Raw genomic sequence first — 22597 nt, 5'->3', positions numbered from 1 at the left:
TTCCAATGGCGGATCAGGTAGCGGATCAGGACAAGATCCTCGGCTACTTGAAGCGGGTGACGGCCGATCTGCACCAGACGCGCCAGCGCCTTCGCGAGGTCGAGGCCCAGGAGCCCGAACCCATCGCGATCGTCGGCATGGCCTGCAGGTTCCCCGGCGGCATCGAGTCGCCGGAGGACCTGTGGGACCTGGTCGCGGGCGGCCGGGACGCCGTCACCGGCTTCCCCACCGACCGCGGCTGGGACATCGAGTCCCTGTACGACGCCGACCCCGAGCGGAGCGGCACCTCCTACACCCGGGAGGGCGGATTCCTCGACCGGGTCGGCGAGTTCGACGCCGGCTTCTTCGGGATCAGCCCGCGCGAGACCCTCGGCATGGACCCGCAGCAGCGCCTGCTGCTGGAAACCTCCTGGGAGGCCTTCGAACGCGCCGGGATCGACCCGGGCACCCTGCGCGGCAGCAAGGCCGGCGTGTTCATCGGCACCAACGGCCAGGACTACCCCGACCTGCTGCGCGACGGGGTCCCCCAGGGCGTCGAGCAGTACCTCCTCACCGGGAACGCCGCGAGCGTCGTCTCCGGCCGCCTCTCCTACACCTTCGGGCTGGAGGGCCCGGCCGTCACCGTCGACACCGCCTGCTCGGCCTCGCTCGTCGCCCTGCACCTCGCGGTGCAGGCACTGCGGGGCGGCGAGTGCTCCCTGGCCCTCGCCGGCGGTGTCACCGTCATGTCCAGCCCGCGGGCCTTCGTGCAGTTCAGCCGGCAGCGCGGACTCGCCCCCGACGGCCGGTGCAAGCCGTTCGCCGAGGGCGCCGACGGCACCGGCTGGGGCGAGGGCGTCGGCATGCTCCTCGTGGAGCGGCTCTCCGACGCCCGCCGCAACGGGCACCCGGTGCTCGCCGTGGTCCGCGGCAGCGCCATCAACCAGGACGGCGCCTCCAACGGCCTGACCGCCCCCAACGGGCCCTCCCAGCAGCGCGTCATCCGGCAGGCGCTCACCAACGCCGGACTCACCCCGGCGCAGGTCGACGCCGTCGAGGCGCACGGCACGGGTACGACGCTGGGCGACCCCATCGAGGCCCAGGCCATCCTCGCCACCTACGGCCAGAACCGCGCCGAGGGCCGGCCGCTGTGGCTCGGCTCGATCAAGTCCAACATCGGGCACACCCAGGCCGCCGCCGGTGTCGCGGGCATCATCAAGATGGTCCTGGCGATGCAGCACGGCGTCCTGCCCGAGTCCCTCCACATCGACCGGCCGTCCACCGCCGTCGACTGGACCACGGGTGACGTCGAACTCCTCACCCGGGCCGTGCCGTGGCCCGAGACCGGCCAGCCGCGCCGCGCCGGCATCTCCTCCTTCGGTGTCAGCGGCACCAACGCCCACACCGTCATCGAGCAGGCCCCGCCCGCCGACACCCCGGCGGCGCCGGGGGAGACCGGCACCACGGACACGGGTGCCGACACCGGGGCTGCTCCGGCGCAAGGCGCCACCGGGCCCGTGCCGCTGCCCCTCTCCGGCCACGGCAACGAGGGCCTGCGCGCCCAGGCCGGCCGCCTCGCCGCCCACCTGCGCGCCCACCCCGAGCTCGCCGCGGACCCCGCGGGCCTGACCGACCTCGGCCTCTCCCTCGCCACCGGCCGCGCCGCGCTGGACCGCCGCACCGTCCTCTTCGCCGACGGCCGCGGGCAGCTGCTCGCCGACCTCGACGCGCTCGTCGCCGGCGAGCAGCCCGCCACCGCCGTCGTGGGCACCGTCGGCGAGGGCAACACCGCCTTCCTGTTCACCGGCCAGGGCAGCCAGCGCCCCGGCATGGCCCGCGAGTTGTACGCCACCCACCCGGCGTTCGCCCGCGCCCTCGACGCCGTCCGCGACGAACTCGACCGGCACCTCGAACGCCCCCTGTACGACGTCCTGTTCGCCGCCGAGAACACCCCCGGGGCGGCGCTGCTGGACGAGACCGCCTACACCCAGGCCGCCCTGTTCGCCGTCGAGGTCGCCCTCTACCGGCAGCTCGAACAGTGGGGCGTCACCCCCGACTTCCTCATCGGGCACTCGGTCGGCGAACTCGCCGCCGCGCACGTCGCCGGCGTCCTCACCCTCCCCGACGCCGCCGCCCTGGCCGCCGCCCGCGGCCGGCTGATGCAGGCCCTGCCCGCCGGCGGCGCGATGATCGCCGTCGAGGCCGGCGAGGACGAGGTCACCCCGCTCCTCACCGACCGGGTGTCCATCGCCGCCGTCAACGGCCCCCGCTCCGTGGTCGTCTCCGGCGACGAGGACGCGGCCACGGCGGTCGCCGAGGCCCTGCGCGCCCGCGGCCGCCGCACCAAGCGGCTCACCGTCAGCCACGCCTTCCACTCCCCGCTCATGGACGGCATGCTCGACGCCTTCCGCGAGGCCGCCGAAAACGTCTCCTACGCGCCGCCCGTCACCCCGATCGTCTCCAACCTCACCGGCGCCTCCGTGACCGCCGAGGAGATGTGCACCGCCGACTACTGGGTGCGGCACGTCCGCGAGGCCGTCCGCTTCCTCGACGGCGTACGCGCCCTCGCCGCACTCGGCGTCACCACCTTCGTCGAGGTCGGCCCCGGCGGCGTCCTCACCGCCCTCGCCCAGGACTGCCTCACCGGCCACGACGACGCCGTGTTCGTGCCCGTCCTGCGCGCCGACCGCCCCGAGCCGGCCGCGTTCGCCGCCGCCGTCGCCCGGGCCCACGCCCACGGCGTCGCCGTGGACTGGTCCGCCGTCTTCGCCGGACGCGGCGGCACCCGCATCGACCTGCCCACGTACGCCTTCCAGCGCCGCCTGTACTGGCCCGAGCAGCCCACCGCCTGGACCGGCGACGTCACCGCCGCCGGCATCGGCTCCGCCGACCACCCGCTGCTCGGCGCCGCCATCGCGCTCGCCGACGGCGACGGCTACCTGTTCACCGGCCGGCTCTCCCTGGCCACCCACCCCTGGCTGGCCGACCACACGGTCATGGACACCGTGCTGCTGCCCGGCACCGCCTTCGTGGAACTCGCCCTCCGGGCCGGCGAGCACAGCGGCTGCGAGCTCCTCGACGAACTCACCCTCCAGGCCCCCCTGGTCCTGCCCCCGCACGGCGGCGTCCAGATCCAGCTCGCCGTCGGCGCGCCCGACGCCGACGGACGGCGCACGCTGACCCTGCACTCCCGGCCCGAGGACGCCGCCGACGACACCTGGGGCGAAGGCGCCTGGACCCGGCACGCCACCGGCCTCCTCGCCCCCGCCGGCGCACAGGCCGACCGGGGGCCCGGCACCGACCTGGCCGTCTGGCCGCCGCAGGGCGCCACCGCCCTCCCCGTCGACGGCCTGTACGCATACCTCACCGGCACCGGCTTCGCCTACGGGCCCGTCTTCCAGGGCCTGACCGGCGCCTGGCAGCGCGGCGGCGAGGTCTTCGCCGAGGTCCGCCTGCCCGAACGGGCCCACGCCGAGGCCGCCCTGTTCGGCCTGCACCCGGCCCTGCTCGACGCCGCCCTGCACGCCGTCGGCATGGGCTCCCTGCTGGAGGACACCGAGCACGGCCGGCTGCCGTTCTCCTGGAGCGGCGTCGCCCTGCACGCCGTCGGCGCCCGCGCCCTCCGCGTCCGCCTGGCCCCCGCCGGCCAGGACACCGTCTGCGTCGACCTCGCCGACGAGACCGGCGCGCCCGTCGCCTCCGTCGAGGCCCTGCTGCTCCGCCCCGTCAGCCCCGACCAGGTCCGGGCCGCCCGCACCGCCTTCCACGAATCGCTGTTCCGCGTCGACTGGACCCCGCTGGCCCTCCCGGCCGCCACCACCGTCGCCCCCGGCCAGTGGGCGCTGCTCGGCGGGGACGCCGCGGCCGGCCGGTTCACCACCGTCCTGCCCACGGCAGCCACGCATGCGGACCTCGTGGCCCTCGCCGCGGCCGTCGAGGCCGGCGGCCCGGTCCCGCAGGCCGTCATCCTCCCCGTGTCCGTCCCCGCCCCCGCCGACACCTCGGCGACCCCGGTCGACGCCGCCCTGCCCGCCGCCGTCGCCGACGCCCTGCACCACGCCCTGGAGCTGGCCCAGACCTGGCTCGCCGACGACCGCTTCGCCGGCTCCCGCCTGGTGTTCACCACCCACGGCGCCGTCGCCACCACCGCCGGCTCCGACGTCCCCGGGCTGGCCCAGGCCCCGCTGTGGGGCCTGCTGCGGTCCGCCCAGTCCGAGCACCCCGACCGGTTCGTCCTGCTCGACCTGGACGACCGCGAGGAGTCCCTGCGCGCCCTGCCCGCCGCCCTGGCCACCGGCGAGGCGCAGCTCGCCCTCCGCGAGGGCCGGGCCCTCGTGCCCCGGCTCGCCCGCGTCCCCGCCGTGCCCGCGGCCGAGGGCCGGCAGGCCCGCCCGCTCGACACCGACGGCACCGCCCTGGTCACCGGCGCCACCGGCACCCTCGGCGGGCTCGTCGCCCGCCACCTGGTCACCGCGCACGGCGTCCGCCGCCTGCTGCTGACCAGCCGCCGCGGCGAGGCCGCCGCCGGCGCCCCCGAACTCCTCGCAGAGCTGCGCGCGATGGGCGCCGAGGTCACCCTCGCCGCCTGCGACGCCGCCGACCGCGACGCGCTCACCGCGCTGCTGGCCGCCGTACCCGCCGAGCACCCGCTGACCGCCGTCGTGCACACCGCCGGCGTCCTCGACGACGGCATCCTCGAATCCCTCACCCCCGAGCGGATCGACCACGTCCTGCCCGCCAAGGTCGACGCCGCCGTCCACCTCCACGAACTGACCCGCGACCTCGACCTCGCCGCGTTCGTGCTGTTCTCCGCCGCCGCCGGCACCCTCGGCGCGGCCGGCCAGGCCAACTACGCCGCCGCCAACACCTTCCTCGACGCCCTCGCCCAGCGCCGCCGCGCCGAAGGCCTGCCCGCCACCGCGCTCGCCTGGGGCCTGTGGGCCGAACGCAGCGGCATGACCGGCGACCTCGCCGACACCGACCTGGAGCGGATCTCGCGCGCCGGCGTCGCCGCACTGTCCTCCGCCGAGGGCCTCGCCCTCATGGACACCGCCCGCGAGACCGGCGAGCCCACCGCCGTCCCCATGCACCTCGACCTGGCCGGGCTGCGCCAAGCCGACGCGAGCACGGTCCCGCCGCTGCTGCGCGGCCTCGTCCGGCCCGCCGCCCGCCGCACCGCCGCCGACCGGGGCGACGCGCCGGCCGGCGGTCTCGCCGAGCGGCTGCTGCCGCTGACCGCCACCGACCGCGACCGGCTGCTGCTGGCCACCGTCCGCGTCCAGGTCGCCGCCGTCCTCGGCTTCCCCGGACCCGACGCCGTCGACCCCGGCCGCGCCTTCAAGGAGCTCGGCTTCGACTCGCTCACCGCCGTCGAACTGCGCAACCGCCTCGGCTCGGCCACCGGCGTCCGGCTGCCCGCCACCCTCGTCTTCGACTACCCCACCCCGAACGCCCTCGCCGCGTTCCTGCGCACCGAACTCCTCGGCGACCAGGCCCCGGCCGCCTCCGCCGGCACCACCGGCCACGTCCCGGCCGTCGCCGACGAGCCCATCGCCATCGTCGCCATGGCCTGCCGCTACCCCGGCGGCGTCACCACCCCCGAGGAGCTGTGGCAGCTCGTCGCCGGCTCCGTCGACGCGATCTCCCCGTTCCCCACCGACCGCGGCTGGAACCTCGACGCGCTGTACGACTCCGACCCCGGCCGGGCCGGGACCTCGTACACCCGGGAGGGCGGCTTCCTGCACGATGCCGCCGACTTCGACCCGGACCTGTTCGGCATCAACCCGCGCGAGGCCCTCGCCATGGACCCGCACCAGCGGCTCCTGCTGGAGACCTCCTGGGAGGCCTTCGAACGCGCCGGCATCGACCCCGCCTCGATGCGCGGCAGCCGCACCGGCGTCTTCGCCGGCGTCATGTACCACGACTACCTGACCCGGCTCCCGGCCGTCCCCGAGGGCCTGGAGGGCTACCTCGGCACCGGCACCGCCGGCAGCGTCGCCTCCGGCCGCATCTCCTACACCTTCGGCCTCGAAGGCCCCGCCGTCACCATCGACACGGCCTGCTCCTCCTCCCTGGTCGCCCTGCACCTGGCCGCGCAGGCCCTGCGCAGCGGCGAGTGCGACATGGCGCTCGCCGGCGGTGTCACCGTCATGTCCACCCCGGACACCTTCATCGACTTCAGCCGCCAGCGGGGCCTCGCCACCGACGGCCGCTGCAAGTCCTTCTCCGCCGACGCCGACGGCACCGGCTGGGCCGAGGGCGCCGGCATGATCCTCGTCGAGCGGCTCTCCGACGCCCGCCGCAACGGCCACCAGGTCCTCGCCGTGGTCCGCGGCACCGCCGTCAACCAGGACGGCGCCTCCAACGGCCTCACCGCCCCCAACGGCCCCTCCCAGCAGCGCGTCATCCGCGAGGCCCTCGCCCACGCCGGCCTGACCGCCGCCGACGTCGACGCCGTCGAGGCCCACGGCACCGGCACCACCCTCGGCGACCCCATCGAGGCCCAGGCCCTGATCGCCACCTACGGCCAGGACCGGCCCGCGGACCAGCCCCTGCACCTGGGCTCCATCAAGTCCAACATCGGCCACACCCAGGCCGCCGCCGGCGCCGCCGGCATCATCAAGATGGTCCTCGCCCTGCGCCACGGCGTCCTGCCGGCATCGCTGCACATCGGCGAGCCGTCCCCGCACATCGACTGGACCGCCGGCGCCGTCTCCCTCCTCACCGAGCGGACGCAGTGGCCCGAGACGGGCCGCCCGCGCCGCGCGGGCGTCTCCTCCTTCGGCGTCAGCGGCACCAACGCACACGTCATCATCGAGCAGCCGCCCGCCGACGGGCACGCCGAGGCGGGTACGGACGACGGCGCCCGCACCCCCGCGGCCGCCCTCCCGGCCGGCACCCCGCTGCCGTTCGTCCTCTCCGGCCGCACCCCCGACGCGCTGCGCGCCCAGGCCGCCCGGCTCGGCGCCCACCTCGCCGAGCAGCCCGACGCGGGTCTCGCCGACGCGGCGTACTCGCTGGCCACCACCCGTACCGCCCTGGACCGCCGGGCCGGCGTCGTCGCCGCCGACCGCGAGGAGCTCCGCACCGGGCTCGCCGCGCTCGCCGAGGGCCGCGACCACGCCCGGCTCGTCCGGCACGACGCCGGCGACGGCCGGCTCGCGGTGCTGTTCACCGGGCAGGGCAGCCAGCGCCCCGGCACGGGCCGCGAACTGTACGCCGCCCACCCGGTGTTCGCCGCCGCCCTCGACGAGGTCTGCGCCGCCCTGGACCCGCACCTCGAACAGCCGCTCAGGGACGTCCTGTTCGCCGAGGACGGCGACCTCCTCAACCGGACCGGGTACACCCAGCCCGCCCTGTTCGCCCTGGAGACCGCGCTCTACCGGCTCGTCGAATCCTGGGGGATACGCCCCGACTTCGTCGCCGGCCACTCCATCGGCGAGATCACCGCCGCGCACGTCGCCGGCGTCCTCACCCTGCCCGACGCGGCCGCCCTGGTCGCCGCCCGCGGCCGGCTCATGGAGCAGCTGCCCGAGGGCGGCGCGATGATCGCGCTCGGCGCCACCGAGGACGAGGTCCGGCCGCTGCTGGCAGGCCACGAGGACCGGATCGGCATCGCCGCCGTCAACTCCGCCTCCGCCGTCGTCGTCTCCGGCGAGGAGGACCTCGCGCTGGCGATCGCCGCCGAGTTCGAGTCGCGCGGCCGGCAGACCAGGCGGCTCACCGTCAGCCACGCCTTCCACTCCCCGCTGATGGACGGCATGCTCGACGCCTTCCGCGAGGTCGCCGCCTCCCTCACCTACCACGCGCCCGCCATCCCCGTCGTCACGAACCTCACCGGCGAGATCGCGGGCGAGGGACTGCGCACCCCCGAGCACTGGGTCGCCCACGTCCGCGAAGCGGTCCGCTTCCTCGACGGCATCCGCACCCTGGACGCCGAGCACGTCACCACCTACCTCGAACTCGGCCCGCAGGGCGTGCTGTCGGGCCTGGGCCGCGACTGCCTGACCGACACCGACAGGACCACCGATGCCGTGTTCGTCCCGGCCCTGCGCCGCGACCGCGGCGAGGCCGAGGCACTGGCCGCCGCGATCGCAGCCCTCCATACCCGCACCGTCCCCGTCGAGTGGACCGCGTACTTCGCCACGACCGGCGCCCGCCGCACCGACCTGCCCACGTACGCCTTCCAGCGCCGCCGGTTCTGGCTCGAAGCCCCCGCCGGCCACGTCGGGGACGTCGAGTCGGCCGGTCTGGGCGCCGCCCACCACCCGCTGCTCGGCGCCGCCGTGCCGCTGGCCGACGGCGAGGGCTTCCTGTTCACCGGGCGGCTCTCCCTCGACACCCACCCCTGGCTGGCCGACCACGCCGTCATGGGCACCGTCCTGCTCCCGGGCACCGCCTTCGTCGAGCTCGCCATCCGGGCCGGCGACCAGGCCGGCTGCGGCCTGCTGGAGGAGCTCACCCTCGAAGCCCCGCTGATCCTGGCCCCGCATTCCGCGGTCCGCCTGCAGATCGTGGTGGGCGCCCCCGACCGGGACGGCCGCCGCACCCTGGACCTGTACTCCGGCGACCCGGACGCCGCCGACGACGAGCCGTGGACCCGCCACGCCACCGGCGTCCTCGCCGCCGGCGCCCCCCGCCCGGCCTTCGACCTCACCGCCTGGCCGCCGGCCGGCGCCGAGGCCGCCACCGTCGACGGCCTGTACGAGCACCTCGGCCGGGGCGGCTTCGCCTACGGGCCCGTCTTCCAGGGCCTGCGGGCCGCCTGGACCCTCGGCGACGACGTGTACGCCGAGGTGGCCCTGCCCGACGACCGGCAGGCCGACGCCGCCCGGTTCGGCCTGCACCCGGCCCTCCTCGATGCCGCCCTGCACGCCACCTTCGTCCGGTCGTCCCCCGACGGCGACCGGCAGGGCGGGCTGCCGTTCTCCTGGCGCGGGGTGTCCCTGCACGCCGTCGGCGCGGCCGCCCTGCGCGTCCGCCTCACCGCCGGCGGCGAGGACACCCTCTCCCTCCAGGTCGCGGACACCACCGGCGCGCCCGTCGCCGCCGTCGAGCGCCTGATGGTGCGGCCCGTCTCCGCCGACCGGCTGGCCGGCGCCGCCCGCGCCGTGCACCACGAGTCGCTGTTCCGCATCGACTGGGCCACCGTGCCGCTGCCGTCCGGCACCCCGGACGACGAGCGGGGCGACACCTGGGCCGTCCTCGGCACCGGCACCGGCCTGCCCGGCCGCACCCACGCCGACCTGGCGGCCCTCGCCGCCGCCGTCGACGCGGGAGCCCCCGCCCCCGCGTACGTCCTGGCCCCCTGTCCCGCCGCCGGCGACGAAGGGGCGCTCACCCCCGACGCCGTCCGCGCCGCCACCCACCGGGCCCTCGCCCTGGTCCAGGACTGGCTCGCCGACGACCGGTTCGCCGACGACCGGTTCGCCGAGTCCCGCCTGGTGTTCGTCACCCGCGGCGCCGTCGCCACCCAGGGCGACCAGGACCTCGCCGACCCCGTCCACGCCCCCGTCTGGGGCCTGGTCCGGACCGCGCAGGCGGAGAACCCCGACCGCTTCGTCCTCGCCGACCTCGACGGCACCGCCGCCGGCGACACCCTCCCGGGCCTGCTCGCCGCCGCCCTCGCCACCGGCGAGCCGCAGTTCGCGGTCCGCCGCGGTACCGTCCACGCCCCCCGCCTCGCCCGGGTGCCGGCCGTCACCCCGCTGACCCCGCCCGCGGACGCCTCCGCCTGGCGCATGGACATCGAGGACAAGGGCACCCTCGACCACCTCACCCTCCTCCCCAGCCCGGAGTCCGAGGCCCCGCTGGAGCCCGGCCAGGTCCGCGTCGCCGTCCGCGCCGCCGGCCTCAACTTCCGCGACGTCCTCAACGCCCTCGGCATGTACCCCGGCGACCCCGGCCTGATGGGCTCCGAAGGCGCCGGCATCGTCCTGGAGACCGGCCCGGGCGTCACCGACCTCGCCCCCGGCGACCGCGTCATGGGCATGCTGCCCGGCGCCTTCGGCCCGCTCGCCGTCGTCGACCGCCGCATGATCGCCCCGATGCCCGAGGGCTGGACCTTCGCCGAGGCCGCCGCCGTACCGATCGTCTTCATGACGGCGTACTACGCCCTCCACGACCTCGCCGGCCTCCGGCAGGGCGAGGCCCTCCTCGTGCACGCCGCCGCCGGCGGTGTCGGCATGGCCGCCGTCCAGCTGGCCCGCCACTGGGGCGCCGAGGTCTACGCCACCGCCAGCCCCGCCAAGTGGGACACCCTGCGCGGACTCGGCCTGACCGACGACCGGATCGCCTCCTCCCGCACCCTCGACTTCGAGGACACCTTCCGCACCGCCACCGGCGGACGCGGTGTCGACGTCGTCCTGGACTCCCTGGCCCGCGAGTTCGTCGACGCCTCGCTGCGGCTGCTGCCGGGCGGCGGCCGTTTCGTCGAAATGGGCAAGACGGACGTCCGCGACCCGCAGGACGTCGCCGCCGCCCATCCCGGCGTCCGCTACCAGGCGTTCGACCTGACCGAGGCCGGCCTGGAACGCATCCAGGAGATGCTCACCGAGCTCCTCGGCCTGTTCCGGGCCGGCGCCCTGCGCCCGATCCCGGTCTCCGCCTGGGACCTGCGCCAGGCCCCCGAGGCCTTCCGCCACCTCAGCCAGGCCCGCCACACCGGCAAGATCGTCCTCACGGTGCCCGCCGAATGGAACCCCGAGGGCACCGTCCTCATCACCGGCGGCACCGGCACCCTGGGCGCCCTCGTCGCCCGGCACGCCGTCACCGTCCGCGGCGCCCGCCGCCTGATCCTGACCAGCCGCCGCGGCGAAGCCGCCGCCGGCGCCGCCGGACTCGCCGCCGAACTGCGCGCCCTGGGCGCCGAGGTCACCGTCGCCGCCTGCGACGCCGCCGACCGCGACGCGCTCGCCGCCCTCCTGGCCGGCATCCCGGCCGCGCACCCGCTGACCGCCGTCATCCACACCGCCGGCGTCCTCGACGACGGCATCACCACGGCCCTCACCCCCGAGCGGGTCGACCGCGTCCTCAGGCCCAAGGCCGACGCCGCGCTCCACCTGCACGAGCTGACCCGCCGGCTCGACCTGGCCGACTTCGTCCTGTTCTCCTCCGCCGCCGGCACCTTCGGCGGCGCCGGCCAGGCCAACTACGCCGCCGCGAACGTCTTCCTCGACGCCCTCGCCCGCCACCGCCAGGCCCGCGGCCTGGCCGGCACCTCCCTCGGCTGGGGCCTGTGGGCCGAGGCAAGCGGCATGACCGGCGAGCTCGACACCGCCGACAAGGACCGCATGACGCGCTCCGGCGTCCTCGGCCTCTCCTCCGAGGAGGGCCTCGCCCTGCTCGACACCGCGCACCGCACCGGCGACGCCCACCTCGTCCCCATGCAGCTCGACCTCGCCCCGCTGCGCCAGGCCGACGCCGGCATGGTCCCCGCCCTGCTGCGCGGCCTGGCCCGCACCACCGCCCGCCGGGCCGTCGACGCCACCGCCGCCGGCACCGGAACCCCGCTGGTGGAGCAGCTCGTCCGGCTCCCCGGGAACGAGCGCGACGCGCTGCTCCTGGACCTCGTACGCGACCAGGTGGCCGCCGTCCTCGGCCACGCCACCCCGGACGCCGTCGAACCCGGCCGCGCCTTCAAGGACCTCGGCTTCGACTCGCTGACCGCCGTCGAGTTCCGCAACCGGCTCGGCGCCGCCGCCGGCGTCCGCCTGCCCGCCACGCTCGTCTTCGACTACCCCACCCCCACCGCCCTCGCCGGCTTCCTCAAGGACGAGCTCCTCGGCTCCGAGGCCGCCGCTGCCGCGGCCGCCCTCCCGCGGCACCCAGCCGGCGCCGGCCCCGCCGACGCCGACGACCCCATCGCCATCGTCGCCATGAGCTGCCGCTTCCCCGGCGGCGTCCGCAGCCCCGAGGACCTGTGGGAGCTGCTCGCCGAAGGCCGCGACGGCATCGCCCACCTCCCCGAGGACCGCGGCTGGGACACCGACGCGCTGTACGACCCCGACCCCGACAACCCCGGCACCTCGTACGCCCGGGAAGGCGGCTTCGTCTACGACGCCCACCACTTCGACCCCGCGTTCTTCGGGATCAACCCGCGCGAGGCCCTCGCCATGGACCCGCAGCAGCGCCTGCTGCTGGAGACCTCCTGGGAGGCGTTCGAGCGGGCCGGGATCGACCCGACGGGCCTGCGCGGACACCAGGTCGGCGTGTTCGTCGGCCAGATGCACAACGACTACGTGTCCCGCCTGAACACCGTCCCCGAAGGGGTCGAGGGCTACCTCGGCACCGGCGGCTCCAGCAGCATCGCCTCCGGCCGCGTCTCCTACACCTTCGGCTTCGAGGGCCCGGCCGTCACCGTCGACACCGCCTGCTCCTCCTCGCTGGTCGCCCTGCACCTCGCGGCGCAGGCCCTGCGCTCCGGCGAGTGCTCGCTCGCCCTGGCGGGCGGCGTCACCATCATCACCACCCCCGACGTCTTCACCGAGTTCAGCCGCCAGCGCGGCCTCGCCGCCGACGGCCGCTGCAAGCCCTTCGCAGCCGCCGCCGACGGCACCGCGTGGGGCGAGGGCGCCGGCATGCTCCTCGTCGAGCGGCTCTCCGACGCCCGCCGCAACGGACACCAGGTCCTCGCGGTCGTCCGCGGCACGGCCGTCAACCAGGACGGCGCCAGCAACGGCCTGACCGCACCCAACGGCCCCTCCCAGCAGCGCGTCATCCGCCAGGCCCTCGCCCACGCGGGCCTGACCGCCGCCGAGGTCGACGCGGTCGAGGCACACGGCACGGGCACCCGCCTCGGCGACCCGATCGAGGCGCAGGCGCTCCTGGCCACGTACGGCCAGGACCGGCCCGCGGACAGCCCGCTGTGGCTGGGCTCCATCAAGTCCAACTTCGGCCACACGCAGGCCGCCGCCGGTGTCGCCGGCGTCATCAAGATGGTCCAGGCGATGCGCCACGGCCTGCTGCCGCAGACCCTGCACGTCGACGAGCCGTCCCCGCACGTCGACTGGTCCGCGGGCGCGGTCTGCCTGCTCACCGGGCAGCGCCCCTGGCCGGAGACCGGCCGCCCGCGCCGCGCCGGCGTCTCCTCCTTCGGCATGAGCGGCACGAACGCCCACGCCATCGTCGAACTCCCGGAAACCGCGGAAACCCCGGACGCCCCGGCCACCCGGGCGGCGGCCCCGGCCGCGCTGCCGTGGCACCTGACCGCCCGCACCTCCGAGGCCCTGCGCGCCCAGGCCGAGCGGCTCCTCGCCCACCTGGACGCCGACCCGGCCGCGGAGCCGGCCGACATCGGCCACGCGCTGGCCACCACCCGGGCCGTCTTCGAGCAGCGCGCCACCGTGGTCGCGGCGGACCGGGACGGCTTCCGCACCGGCCTGGCCGCCCTCGCCGAGGGCCGCTCGGCCGCCGGACTGGTGCGGGGCACGCCCGCGCCCGGCGAGAAGCTCGCCTTCCTGTTCACCGGACAGGGCAGCCAGCGCCCGGGCATGGGCCGCGAACTGTACGACACCCACCCGGTGTTCGCAGCCGCACTCGACGAGGTGTGCGCCCGCCTGGACCTCGAACGGCCGCTGAAGGACGTACTGTTCGGGCCGGACGAGGAGCTCCTGAACGAGACGGCGTACACCCAGCCGGCACTGTTCGCCGTCGAGGTGGCACTGTTCCGGCTCGTCGAGTCCTGGGGCGTGAAGCCGGACTTCCTCTCCGGCCACTCCATCGGCGAGATCGCCGCCGCGCACGCGGCCGGTGTCCTCTCGCTGGACGACGCGTGCACCCTGGTCGCCGCCCGCGGCCGCCTCATGCAGGCCCTGCCCGCCGGTGGCGTGATGATCGCCGTGGAGGCCTCGGAGGACGAGGTCCTGCCGCTGCTCGCCGGGACCGACCGGGTGGGCATCGCCGCGGTCAACGGCCCCCGGTCGGTCGTGGTCGCGGGCGATGAGGACGCGGCGGCCGCCGTCGCGGAGGCCTTCGAGGCGCAGGGCCGCAAGACCAAGCGCCTGACGGTCAGCCACGCCTTCCACTCGCCGCACATGGACGGCATGCTGGCCGACTTCCGCGAGGTCGCGAAGGGGCTGACGTACGCCGCCCCGCGCATCCCGGTCGTGTCCCACCTGACCGGCGCCCCCGCCGGCGACGAGATGGCCTCCGCCGACTTCTGGGTGCGGCACGTCCGCGAAGCCGTCCGCTTCCTCGACGGCATCCGCGCCCTCGAAGCCGCCGGCGTCACGACGTACGTCGAGCTCGGCCCCGACGGCATCCTCTCCGCGATGGCCCAGGACTGCCTGACCGACGACACCGGCTCCGCCGCGTTCGCCGCCGCCCTGCGCGCCGGCCGGCCCGAGTCCGAGACCCTGCTCACCGCCCTGTCCACCGCCCACGTCCGCGGCACCGCCATCGACTGGCAGGCCTTCTACGCCCCGCTCGGGGCCCGCCGCGTCGACCTGCCGACGTACGCCTTCCAGCGCACCCCCTACTGGCTCGACGCCGGCCGCGCGGACGGCGACGTCACCGCCGCCGGTCTCGGCACCGCCGACCACCCGCTGCTCGGCGCCGAGGTCCAGCTGCCCGACTCCGACGGCCACGTCTTCACCGGACGCCTGTCGCTGGCCGGCCAGTCCTGGCTCGGGGACCACCGGGTCATGGGCTCCGCCCTGCTCCCGGGCACGGCCTTCGTCGAACTCGCCCTCCGGGCCGGCGCGCACGTCGGCTGCGACCTGGTCGACGAACTCACCCTGGAGGCACCGCTGGTGCTGCCCGAGCAGGGCGGCGTCCAGCTGCGGCTCTCCCTCGGCGCCGTCGACCGCGCGGCCGGCCGGCGCAGCCTGACCCTGCACTCCCGGCCCGAGGGCGCAGACCCGGACACGCCGTGGACGCGGCACGCCGCCGGTGTGCTCGCGCCGGGCACCGGCCAGGCCCCGCAGACCCTCGCCGAGTGGCCTCCGGCCGGGGCGGAGCCCGTCCCGGTGGACGGCCTGTACGCGGGCCTCGCGGACTCCGGCTTCGGCTACGGGCCGGTCTTCCGCGGTCTGCGCGCCGCCTGGCGCCACCAGGACGCGTACTACGCCGAGGTCGCCCTGCCCGAGGTCGCCGCGGGCGAGGCCGCACGGTTCGGCCTGCACCCCGCCCTGCTCGACGCGGCCCTGCACGCGCTCGGCCTGGGCGCCGCGGACTCCGGTGCCGGCGAAGGCCGCCTCCCGTTCTCCTGGTCCGGTGTGTCCCTGCACGCGGTCGGGGCCGCCGAGCTCCGGGTGCGGCTGGCCACGGCCCGCAACGGCGAGGTGGCCCTGACGATCGCCGACGCCACGGGCGCCCCCGTCGCCTCGGTGGCCGGACTGGCCCTGCGCGCGGTCAACCGCGACCAGCTCGCCACGGCACCGGACGCCACCCGCGACGCCCTGTTCCGGGTGGAGTGGACGGAGCTGGCCGCCGGCGGGTCCTCCGCGGACTGGCGGATGATGGACGGGTCCGGCGACTCCGGCGACTCCGGCGAGTCCGGCGAGTCCGCGGCCGCCCTGGTCGTGCCGTGCACGACGCCCGCCGGCGCTGACCCGGTCGCCGCGGCGCACGCGGAGACCGCCCGGGTGCTCCGGCTGCTCCAGGACCGGGCTGCGGACGAGCGGTCCGCGGACACGCGCCTGGTGTTCCTCACCCGGGGCGCGGTGGAGGCCGTACCGGGCGAAGGCGTGGCGGACCTGTCGCACGCGGCCGTGCGGGGTCTGGTGCGGTCGGCTCAGTCCGAGAACCCGGGCCGCCTGCTGCTGGTGGACGTCGACGCCGGCGCGACCGACGCCGGTGTGGCCGGGGCGCTCTCGGCGGCGCTGGCCTCGGGCGAGTCCGAGGTGGCGGTACGCGGCGGCTCCGTGCTGGTGCCGAGGCTGGCCCGCGCCGCGGCCGCGGCCGCCGATCCGGCCGCCGCGTGGGACGGCGACGGCACCGTGCTGGTGACGGGAGCGAGCGGCTCGCTGGGCGGGCTGTTCGCACGGCACCTGGTGACCGGGCACGGCGTACGGCACCTGCTGCTGGTGTCCCGCCGCGGTGAGGCTCCGGAGCTGACGGCCGCGCTCACCGGCCTGGGCGCCGAGGTGTCGTGGGCCGCCTGTGACGTGGCCGACCGGGACGCGCTGGCGGCCGTACTGGCCGGCATCCCGGCCGAGCACCCGCTGACCGCGGTCGTGCACACCGCCGGCGTCCTGGACGACGGCGTCATCGGCTCGCTGACGGCCGACCGCTTGTCCGCGGTCCTCCGCCCGAAGGTCGACGCCGCGTGGAACCTCCACGAGCTGACGGCCGGGCTGGACCTCTCCGCGTTCGTCCTGTTCTCCTCCGCCGCCGGCGTGTTCGGCGGCGCGGGCCAGGCCAACTACGCAGCCGCCAACACCTTCCTGGACGCCCTTGCCGCCCACCGCCGGGCGAGCGGCCTCGCCGCCACCTCGCTGGCCTGGGGCCTGTGGACCGGCGTCGGCGGCATGGGCGGCGAGCTGACCGACGCCGACCGCGAGCGCATCAACCGCGGCGGCATCGGCGCCCTCACCCCCGAGACCGGCCTCGCGCTCTTCGACGCGGCCCGGCGCACCACCGACCCGCTGCTCGTCCCGCTCCCGCTCGACCTGGCCGCCCTGCGCGCCCAGGCCCGTACCGGCATGGTCCCCGACCTGCTGCGCGGCCTGGTCCGGGTCCCGGCACGCCGGGCCGCCGCGGGCCGGGGCGCCACGGGCGACGGCTCCGCGTTCCGCACGCGGCTGGCCGGGCTGCCCGCCGAGGAACGGGAGACGGCCCTGCTGGACATGGTCCGGGCCGAGGTCGCCGCCGTACTCGGCCATGCCTCCACCGACGAGGTGCCGGCCGACCGGGCGTTCAAGGAGCTCGGCTTCGACTCCCTGACCTCCGTCGAGCTGCGCAACCGGCTCGGGGCCGCCACCGGCGAACGGCTGCCCGCCACGCTCGTCTTCGACTACCCGACGCCGAGCGCCCTCGCCGCGTACCTGAGGGCCGAGGTCCTCGGCCTGTCCGCGGACGAGCACCCCGTCTCCGAGTCCCCGACGGTGCCCGCCGCCCCGGGCGGCGCGCTGCACGAGGACCCGATCGCGATCGTCGGCATGAGCTGCCGCTACCCCGGCGGGGTCGAGACCCCCGAGGACCTGTGGCGCCTGGTGGCCGGCGGTATCGACGCCATCTCGGAGTTCCCGCAGGGACGCGGCTGGGACCTGGAGTCGCTGTACGACCCGGACCCGGACGGCAGGGGCACCAGCTACACCCGCTCGGGCGGCTTCCTGCACGACGCGGGCCGCTTCGACCCGGCGTTCTTCGGGATCTCGCCGCGCGAGGCCGTGGCGATGGACCCGCAGCAGCGGCTGCTCCTGGAGACCTCCTGGGAGGCCTTCGAGCGGGCCGGCATCGACCCGGCGACGATGCGCGGCAGCCGGACCGGTGTCTTCGCCGGCATCATGTACCACGACTACGCCACGCGGATCACCTCCGTGCCGGACGGGGTCGAGGGCTACCTCGGCACCGGCAACTCCGGCAGCATCGCCTCGGGCCGCGTTTCGTACGCCTTCGGGCTGGAGGGCCCGGCGGTCACCGTCGACACGGCGTGCTCGTCCTCCCTCGTCGCCCTGCACTGGGCGATCCAGGCGCTCCGCAACGGCGAGTGCACCATGGCGCTGGCCGGCGGTGTCACGGTCATGTCGACGCCGGGCACCTTCACCGAGTTCAGCCGCCAGCGCGGCCTGGCCGCCGACGGCCGCATCAAGTCCTTCGCGGCGGCCGCCGACGGCACCAGCTGGGCCGAGGGCGCGGGGATGCTGCTCGTCGAGCGCCTGTCGGACGCCCGCCGCAACGGCCACCCGGTCCTGGCCGTGGTCCGCGGCTCGGCGATCAACCAGGACGGCGCGAGCAACGGCCTGACGGCGCCCAACGGCCCGTCCCAGCAACGCGTCATCCGGCAGGCCCTCGCCTCCGCCGCCCTGACCAGCGACATGATCGACGTGGTCGAGGCGCACGGCACGGGCACCACCCTCGGCGACCCGATCGAGGCCCAGGCGCTGCTGGCGACCTACGGCCGGGAGCGCGCGGCCGACGAGCCGTTGTGGCTGGGCTCGATCAAGTCCAACATGGGCCACACGCAGGCCGCCGCCGGTGTCGCCGGCATCATCAAGATGATCATGGCGATGCGGCACGGCGTGCTGCCGAAGACCCTGCACGTGGACGAGCCGACCCCGCACGTGGACTGGGAGGACGGCGCCGTCTCCCTGCTGACGGAGTCCGTGCCGTGGCCCGAGACCGGCCGCCCGCGCCGCGCCGGTGTGTCGTCCTTCGGCATCAGCGGCACCAATGCGCACACGATCATCGAGCAGGCCCCGGCGGAGGCCGCCCGGACCGCGGAGGGTGCTCCGGTGCCCGCGCTGCCGTACGTGCTCTCCGCGAGGTCGGCGGAGGCCCTGCGCGGCCAGGCGGCCCGCCTCCGGGCCCACCTGGAGGCGGCGCCCGAGGCCGGCACCGCGGACGTGGCCTACTCGCTGGCCACCCGCCGCGCCTCCTTCGACCACCGCGCCGCGGTCGTGGCCGGCGACCGGGACGAGCTGCTGCGCGGCCTCGCCGCCCTGGCGGACGGCGACCCGGCCGCCGCCGGGATCACGCGTGACGCGGTGGGCGCCGCCGGAGCCGGGAAGCTCGCCTTCCTGTTCACCGGCCAGGGCAGCCAGCGCCCCGGCACCGGCCGGGAGCTGTACGACACCCACCGCGTGTTCGCGGACGCCCTGGACGCGGTGTGCGCGGAGCTCGACCCGAGGCTCGAACTGCCGCTGAAGGACGTCCTGTTCGGTGACGACGCGGCCGTGCTCGACCGGACGGAGTACACCCAGCCGGCGCTGTTCGCCGTCGAGGTGGCGCTGTTCCGACTGCTGGAGTCCTGGGGAGTGAGGCCGGACTTCCTGTCCGGCCACTCCATCGGCGAGATCGCCGCCGCGCACGTGGCGGGCGTGCTCCCGCTGGCCGACGCCTGCGAACTCGTCGCCGCCCGCGGCCGGTTGATGCAGGCACTGCCGACCGGCGGCGTGATGATCGCCGTCCAGGCCTCGGAGGACGAGGTCGCGCCGCTGCTGACCGAGCGGGTGGGCATCGCCGCGGTCAACGGCCCCCGGTCCGTCGTGGTCGCGGGCGACGAGGACGCGGCGGCCGCCGTCGCGGAGGCCTTCGAGGCGCAGGGCCGCAAGACCAAGCGCCTGGCGGTCAGCCACGCCTTCCACTCGCCGCACATGGACGGCATGCTGGCCGACTTCCGGAAGGTGGCCGAGGGACTCGCGTACGCGGCCCCGCGCATCCCGGTCGTGTCCAACCTGACGGGCGCCCCCGCCGGCGACGAGATGGCCTCCGCCGACTTCTGGGTGCGGCACGTCCGCGAAGCCGTCCGCTTCCTCGACGGCATCCGCGCCCTCGAAGCCGCCGGCGTCACGACGTACGTCGAGCTCGGCCCCGACGGGGTGCTCTCGGCGATGGCCCAGGACTGCCTGACCGAGGACGGCGCGGCCCGCTTCGCGCCCGCCCTCCGCACCGGCCGCCCCGAACCCGAGACCCTGGCCACGGCCCTCGCCCTCGCCCACACCCGCGGCACCGCGGTGGACTGGGAGGCGTACTTCTCGCCGACCGGCGCCCGCCAGGCCGAACTGCCCACCTACGCCTTCCAGCGCGACTGGTACTGGCTCGACTCCGCCGCCGGCGCGCAGCACGCCCCGGGCGACGCCGCAGGCTTCGGCCTCGGCGCGACCGATCACCCGCTGCTCGGCGCCGCCGTCGAACTGCCCGACTCCGACGGCCTCCTCTTCACCGGCCGGCTGTCGACGGCCACCCAGCCCTGGCTCGCGGACCACACCGTTCTCGGCTCGGTCCTCCTGCCCGGCACCGCCTTCGTCGAGCTCGCGGTCCGCGCCGGCGACCAGGTCGGCTGCGAGGTCCTGGAGGAGCTGACCCTGGAGGCCCCGCTGGTCCTGCCCGAGCACGGCGGCGCCCAGCTGCGGCTCTCCGTCGCCGCGGCCGACGACTCCGGACGGCGCGACCTGGCCCTGTACTCCCGAGACGAGGACGGCGACGCCGACCAGCCGTGGACGCGGCACGCCACCGGCGTCCTCGCCCCCGGCACCGCCGACACCACGCCCCCGGCGGCCGACCTCACGGCCTGGCCGCCGGCCGGAGCCGATCCGGTGGACCTCGACGGCCTCTACGAGGGCCTCGCCGCCGCCGGCTTCGACTACGGCCCCGCCTTCCAGGGCCTGCGCTCGGCCTGGCTCGCCGGCGACGCCGTGTACGCCGAGGTCGGCCTGGACGGGGAGACCGCCGGCACGGCCGACTGGTTCGGCCTCCACCCGGCGCTCCTCGACGCCACCCTCCACGCGGCCGGACTCGGCTCCCTCGTCGAGAACACCGGCCGGGGGCGGCTGCCCTTCGCCTGGAGCGGGGTCCGGCTGCACGCCGCCGGCGCCTCCGCGGTACGGGTCCGCCTGGTCCCGGCCGGCCGCGACGCGGTCGCACTGGAGCTCGCCGACCCGGCGGGCGCCCCCGTGGCCTCGGTGGCGTCGCTGGCGCTGCGCGCGGTCTCGCCCGAGCAGATCGGCGCGGCCCGCGGCGGCCGCCAGGAGTCCCTGTTCCAGGTGGAGTGGACCGCCGTACCGGTGACCCCGGTCTCCGCGGCCGAGCAGCGCCCCTGGGCACTGCTTGGGGACAGCCACCCCGGCCTGGACGCCGTCGGCGTCCGCTACGAGGCCCACGACTCCCTCGCCACCCTCGCCGACCCGGCCGTGGTGTGCGTCCCGCTGCCCCCGGCGACCAACCCCGAGGACGTCGCGGGTGCCGTGCACACCGCGACCGGCCGGGTCCTGGCCCTGGTGAAGGAGTGGCTGTCGGACGAGCGGTTCGCGGACTCCCGCCTGCTGTTCCTGACGCAGGGCGCGGCGGCCGCCGTACCCGGCGAGGGACCGTCGGATCTGGTGCACGCCGCGGTATGGGGTCTGGTGCGGTCGGCGCAGTCGGAGAACCCGGGCCGCATCGTCCTGGCCGACACCGACGGCAGCGACGCGTCCCACCGCGCCCTGCCCGCCGTACTGGCCTCGGGCGAGTCCGAGGCCGCGGTGCGGGGCGGTTCGGTCCTGGTGCCGAGGCTGGCGCGGACCGCGGCGGCCGCCGGCTCCGCCACGGAGTGGGACGCCGACGGCACGGTGCTGGTGACGGGCGCGAGCGGTTCGCTCGGCGGCCTGTTCGCGCGGCACCTGGTCACCGAGCACGGCGTACGCCACCTGCTGCTGGTGAGCCGCCGCGGTCAAGCGGCCGCGGGTGCCCCGGAGCTGACGGCCGAGCTGGCCGGTCTGGGCGCCGAGGTCGCCTGGGCGGCCTGCGACGTGGCCGACCGGGACGCGCTGGCGGCCGTACTGGCGGGCATCCCGGCCGAGCACCCGCTGACCGCGGTCGTGCACACCGCCGGCGTCCTGGACGACGGCGTCATCGGCTCGCTGACGGCCGAGCGGCTGTCGGCGGTCCTCCGCCCGAAGGCGGACGCCGCCTGGAACCTGCACGAGCTGACCCGGGACCTCGACCTCTCCGCGTTCGTCCTGTTCTCCTCCGCCGCCGGCGTGTTCGGCGGCGCGGGCCAGGCCAACTACGCAGCCGCCAACACCTTCCTGGACGCCCTCGCCGCCCACCGCCGGGCGAGCGGCCTCGCCGCCACCTCGCTGGCCTGGGGCCTGTGGGCCGAGACCGGCGGCGGCATGGGGGCCACCCTGGACGCCGAAGAGGTCTCGCGCCTGGGCCGCGGCGGAGTCCACGCCCTCACCGCCGGCGAGGGCGTGGCACTGTTCGACACCGCCTGCGCCGCCGGGCAGCCGCTGCTCGTCCCGGTGAAGCTGGACCTGGCCGCCCTCCGCACCCAGGCCGGCAGCGGCATGCTGCCGCCGCTCCTGTCCGGCCTGGTCCGTACGCCCGTACGCCGGGCCGCAGGCACCACCGCCCCCGGCACGGACGGCGGAGCCGGGCTGCGCGAGCGCCTCACCGGCCTCTCGCCGGCCGCGCGCGACGAGGCCCTGCTGGAGCTGGTGTGCACGTACGTCGCGGGGGTCCTCGGTTTCGCCGGCCCCGAAGCGGTCGACCCGGCACGGTCGTTCAACGAGGTCGGCTTCGACTCGCTGACGGCGGTCGAGCTGCGCAACCGGCTCGGTGCGGCCACGGGTGTCCGCCTGCCCGCCACCCTCGTCTTCGACTACCCGACACCGGCGGCGCTCGTCGAGTTCCTGCGGGACGAGCTCTGGCAGGACGGCGCCGCGGAGGTACCCCCGCTGCTCGCCGAACTGGACCGGCTGGAGAAGACGCTCGTCACGTCCACGCCCGACGACGCCGGCCGCGACCGCATCAGCGAGCGGCTCCAGGCCCTGCTGGCCGCCTGGAGCGAGGCCGGGACGGAGGCCGCCGGCGCGCCCGCCGCCTCCGACGGCGCCGATGTCGCCGAGGCGCTGGAGAGCGCGACCGACGACGACCTCTTCGACTTCATCGGCAAGGAGTTCGGCATCTCATGACGCGGCCGCTCCGTTCCGCCCCTTCCCACCACTCTGACTCTTCCGACTCTCTGGCTTCTGTA

The 22597-nt window shown here is 76.4% G+C and carries 1 protein-coding gene; it reads left to right on the top strand.

The window, feature by feature from the left end; all coding sequences use genetic code 11:
• Positions 1 to 5: 5 nt before the first annotated feature.
• Positions 6 to 22535, top strand: a complete 22530-nt coding sequence (locus AC068A_RS15595; RefSeq protein WP_478585120.1) for an SDR family NAD(P)-dependent oxidoreductase — start codon at positions 6 to 8, stop codon at positions 22533 to 22535.
• The last annotated feature ends 62 nt before the right edge of the window (positions 22536 to 22597 follow it).

The sequence above is a fragment of the Streptomyces sp. NPDC043854 genome (assembly GCF_056436005.1).
The sequence above is the reverse complement of the archived record's forward strand: the minus strand, read 5'-3'. Positions and strand labels throughout refer to the sequence as shown.

Coding starts and splice junctions, on each gene's coding strand:
- AC068A_RS15595 (WP_478585120.1), top strand. CDS start 6: ATGGCGGATCAGGTAGCGGATCAGGACAAGATCCTCGGCTACTTGAAG.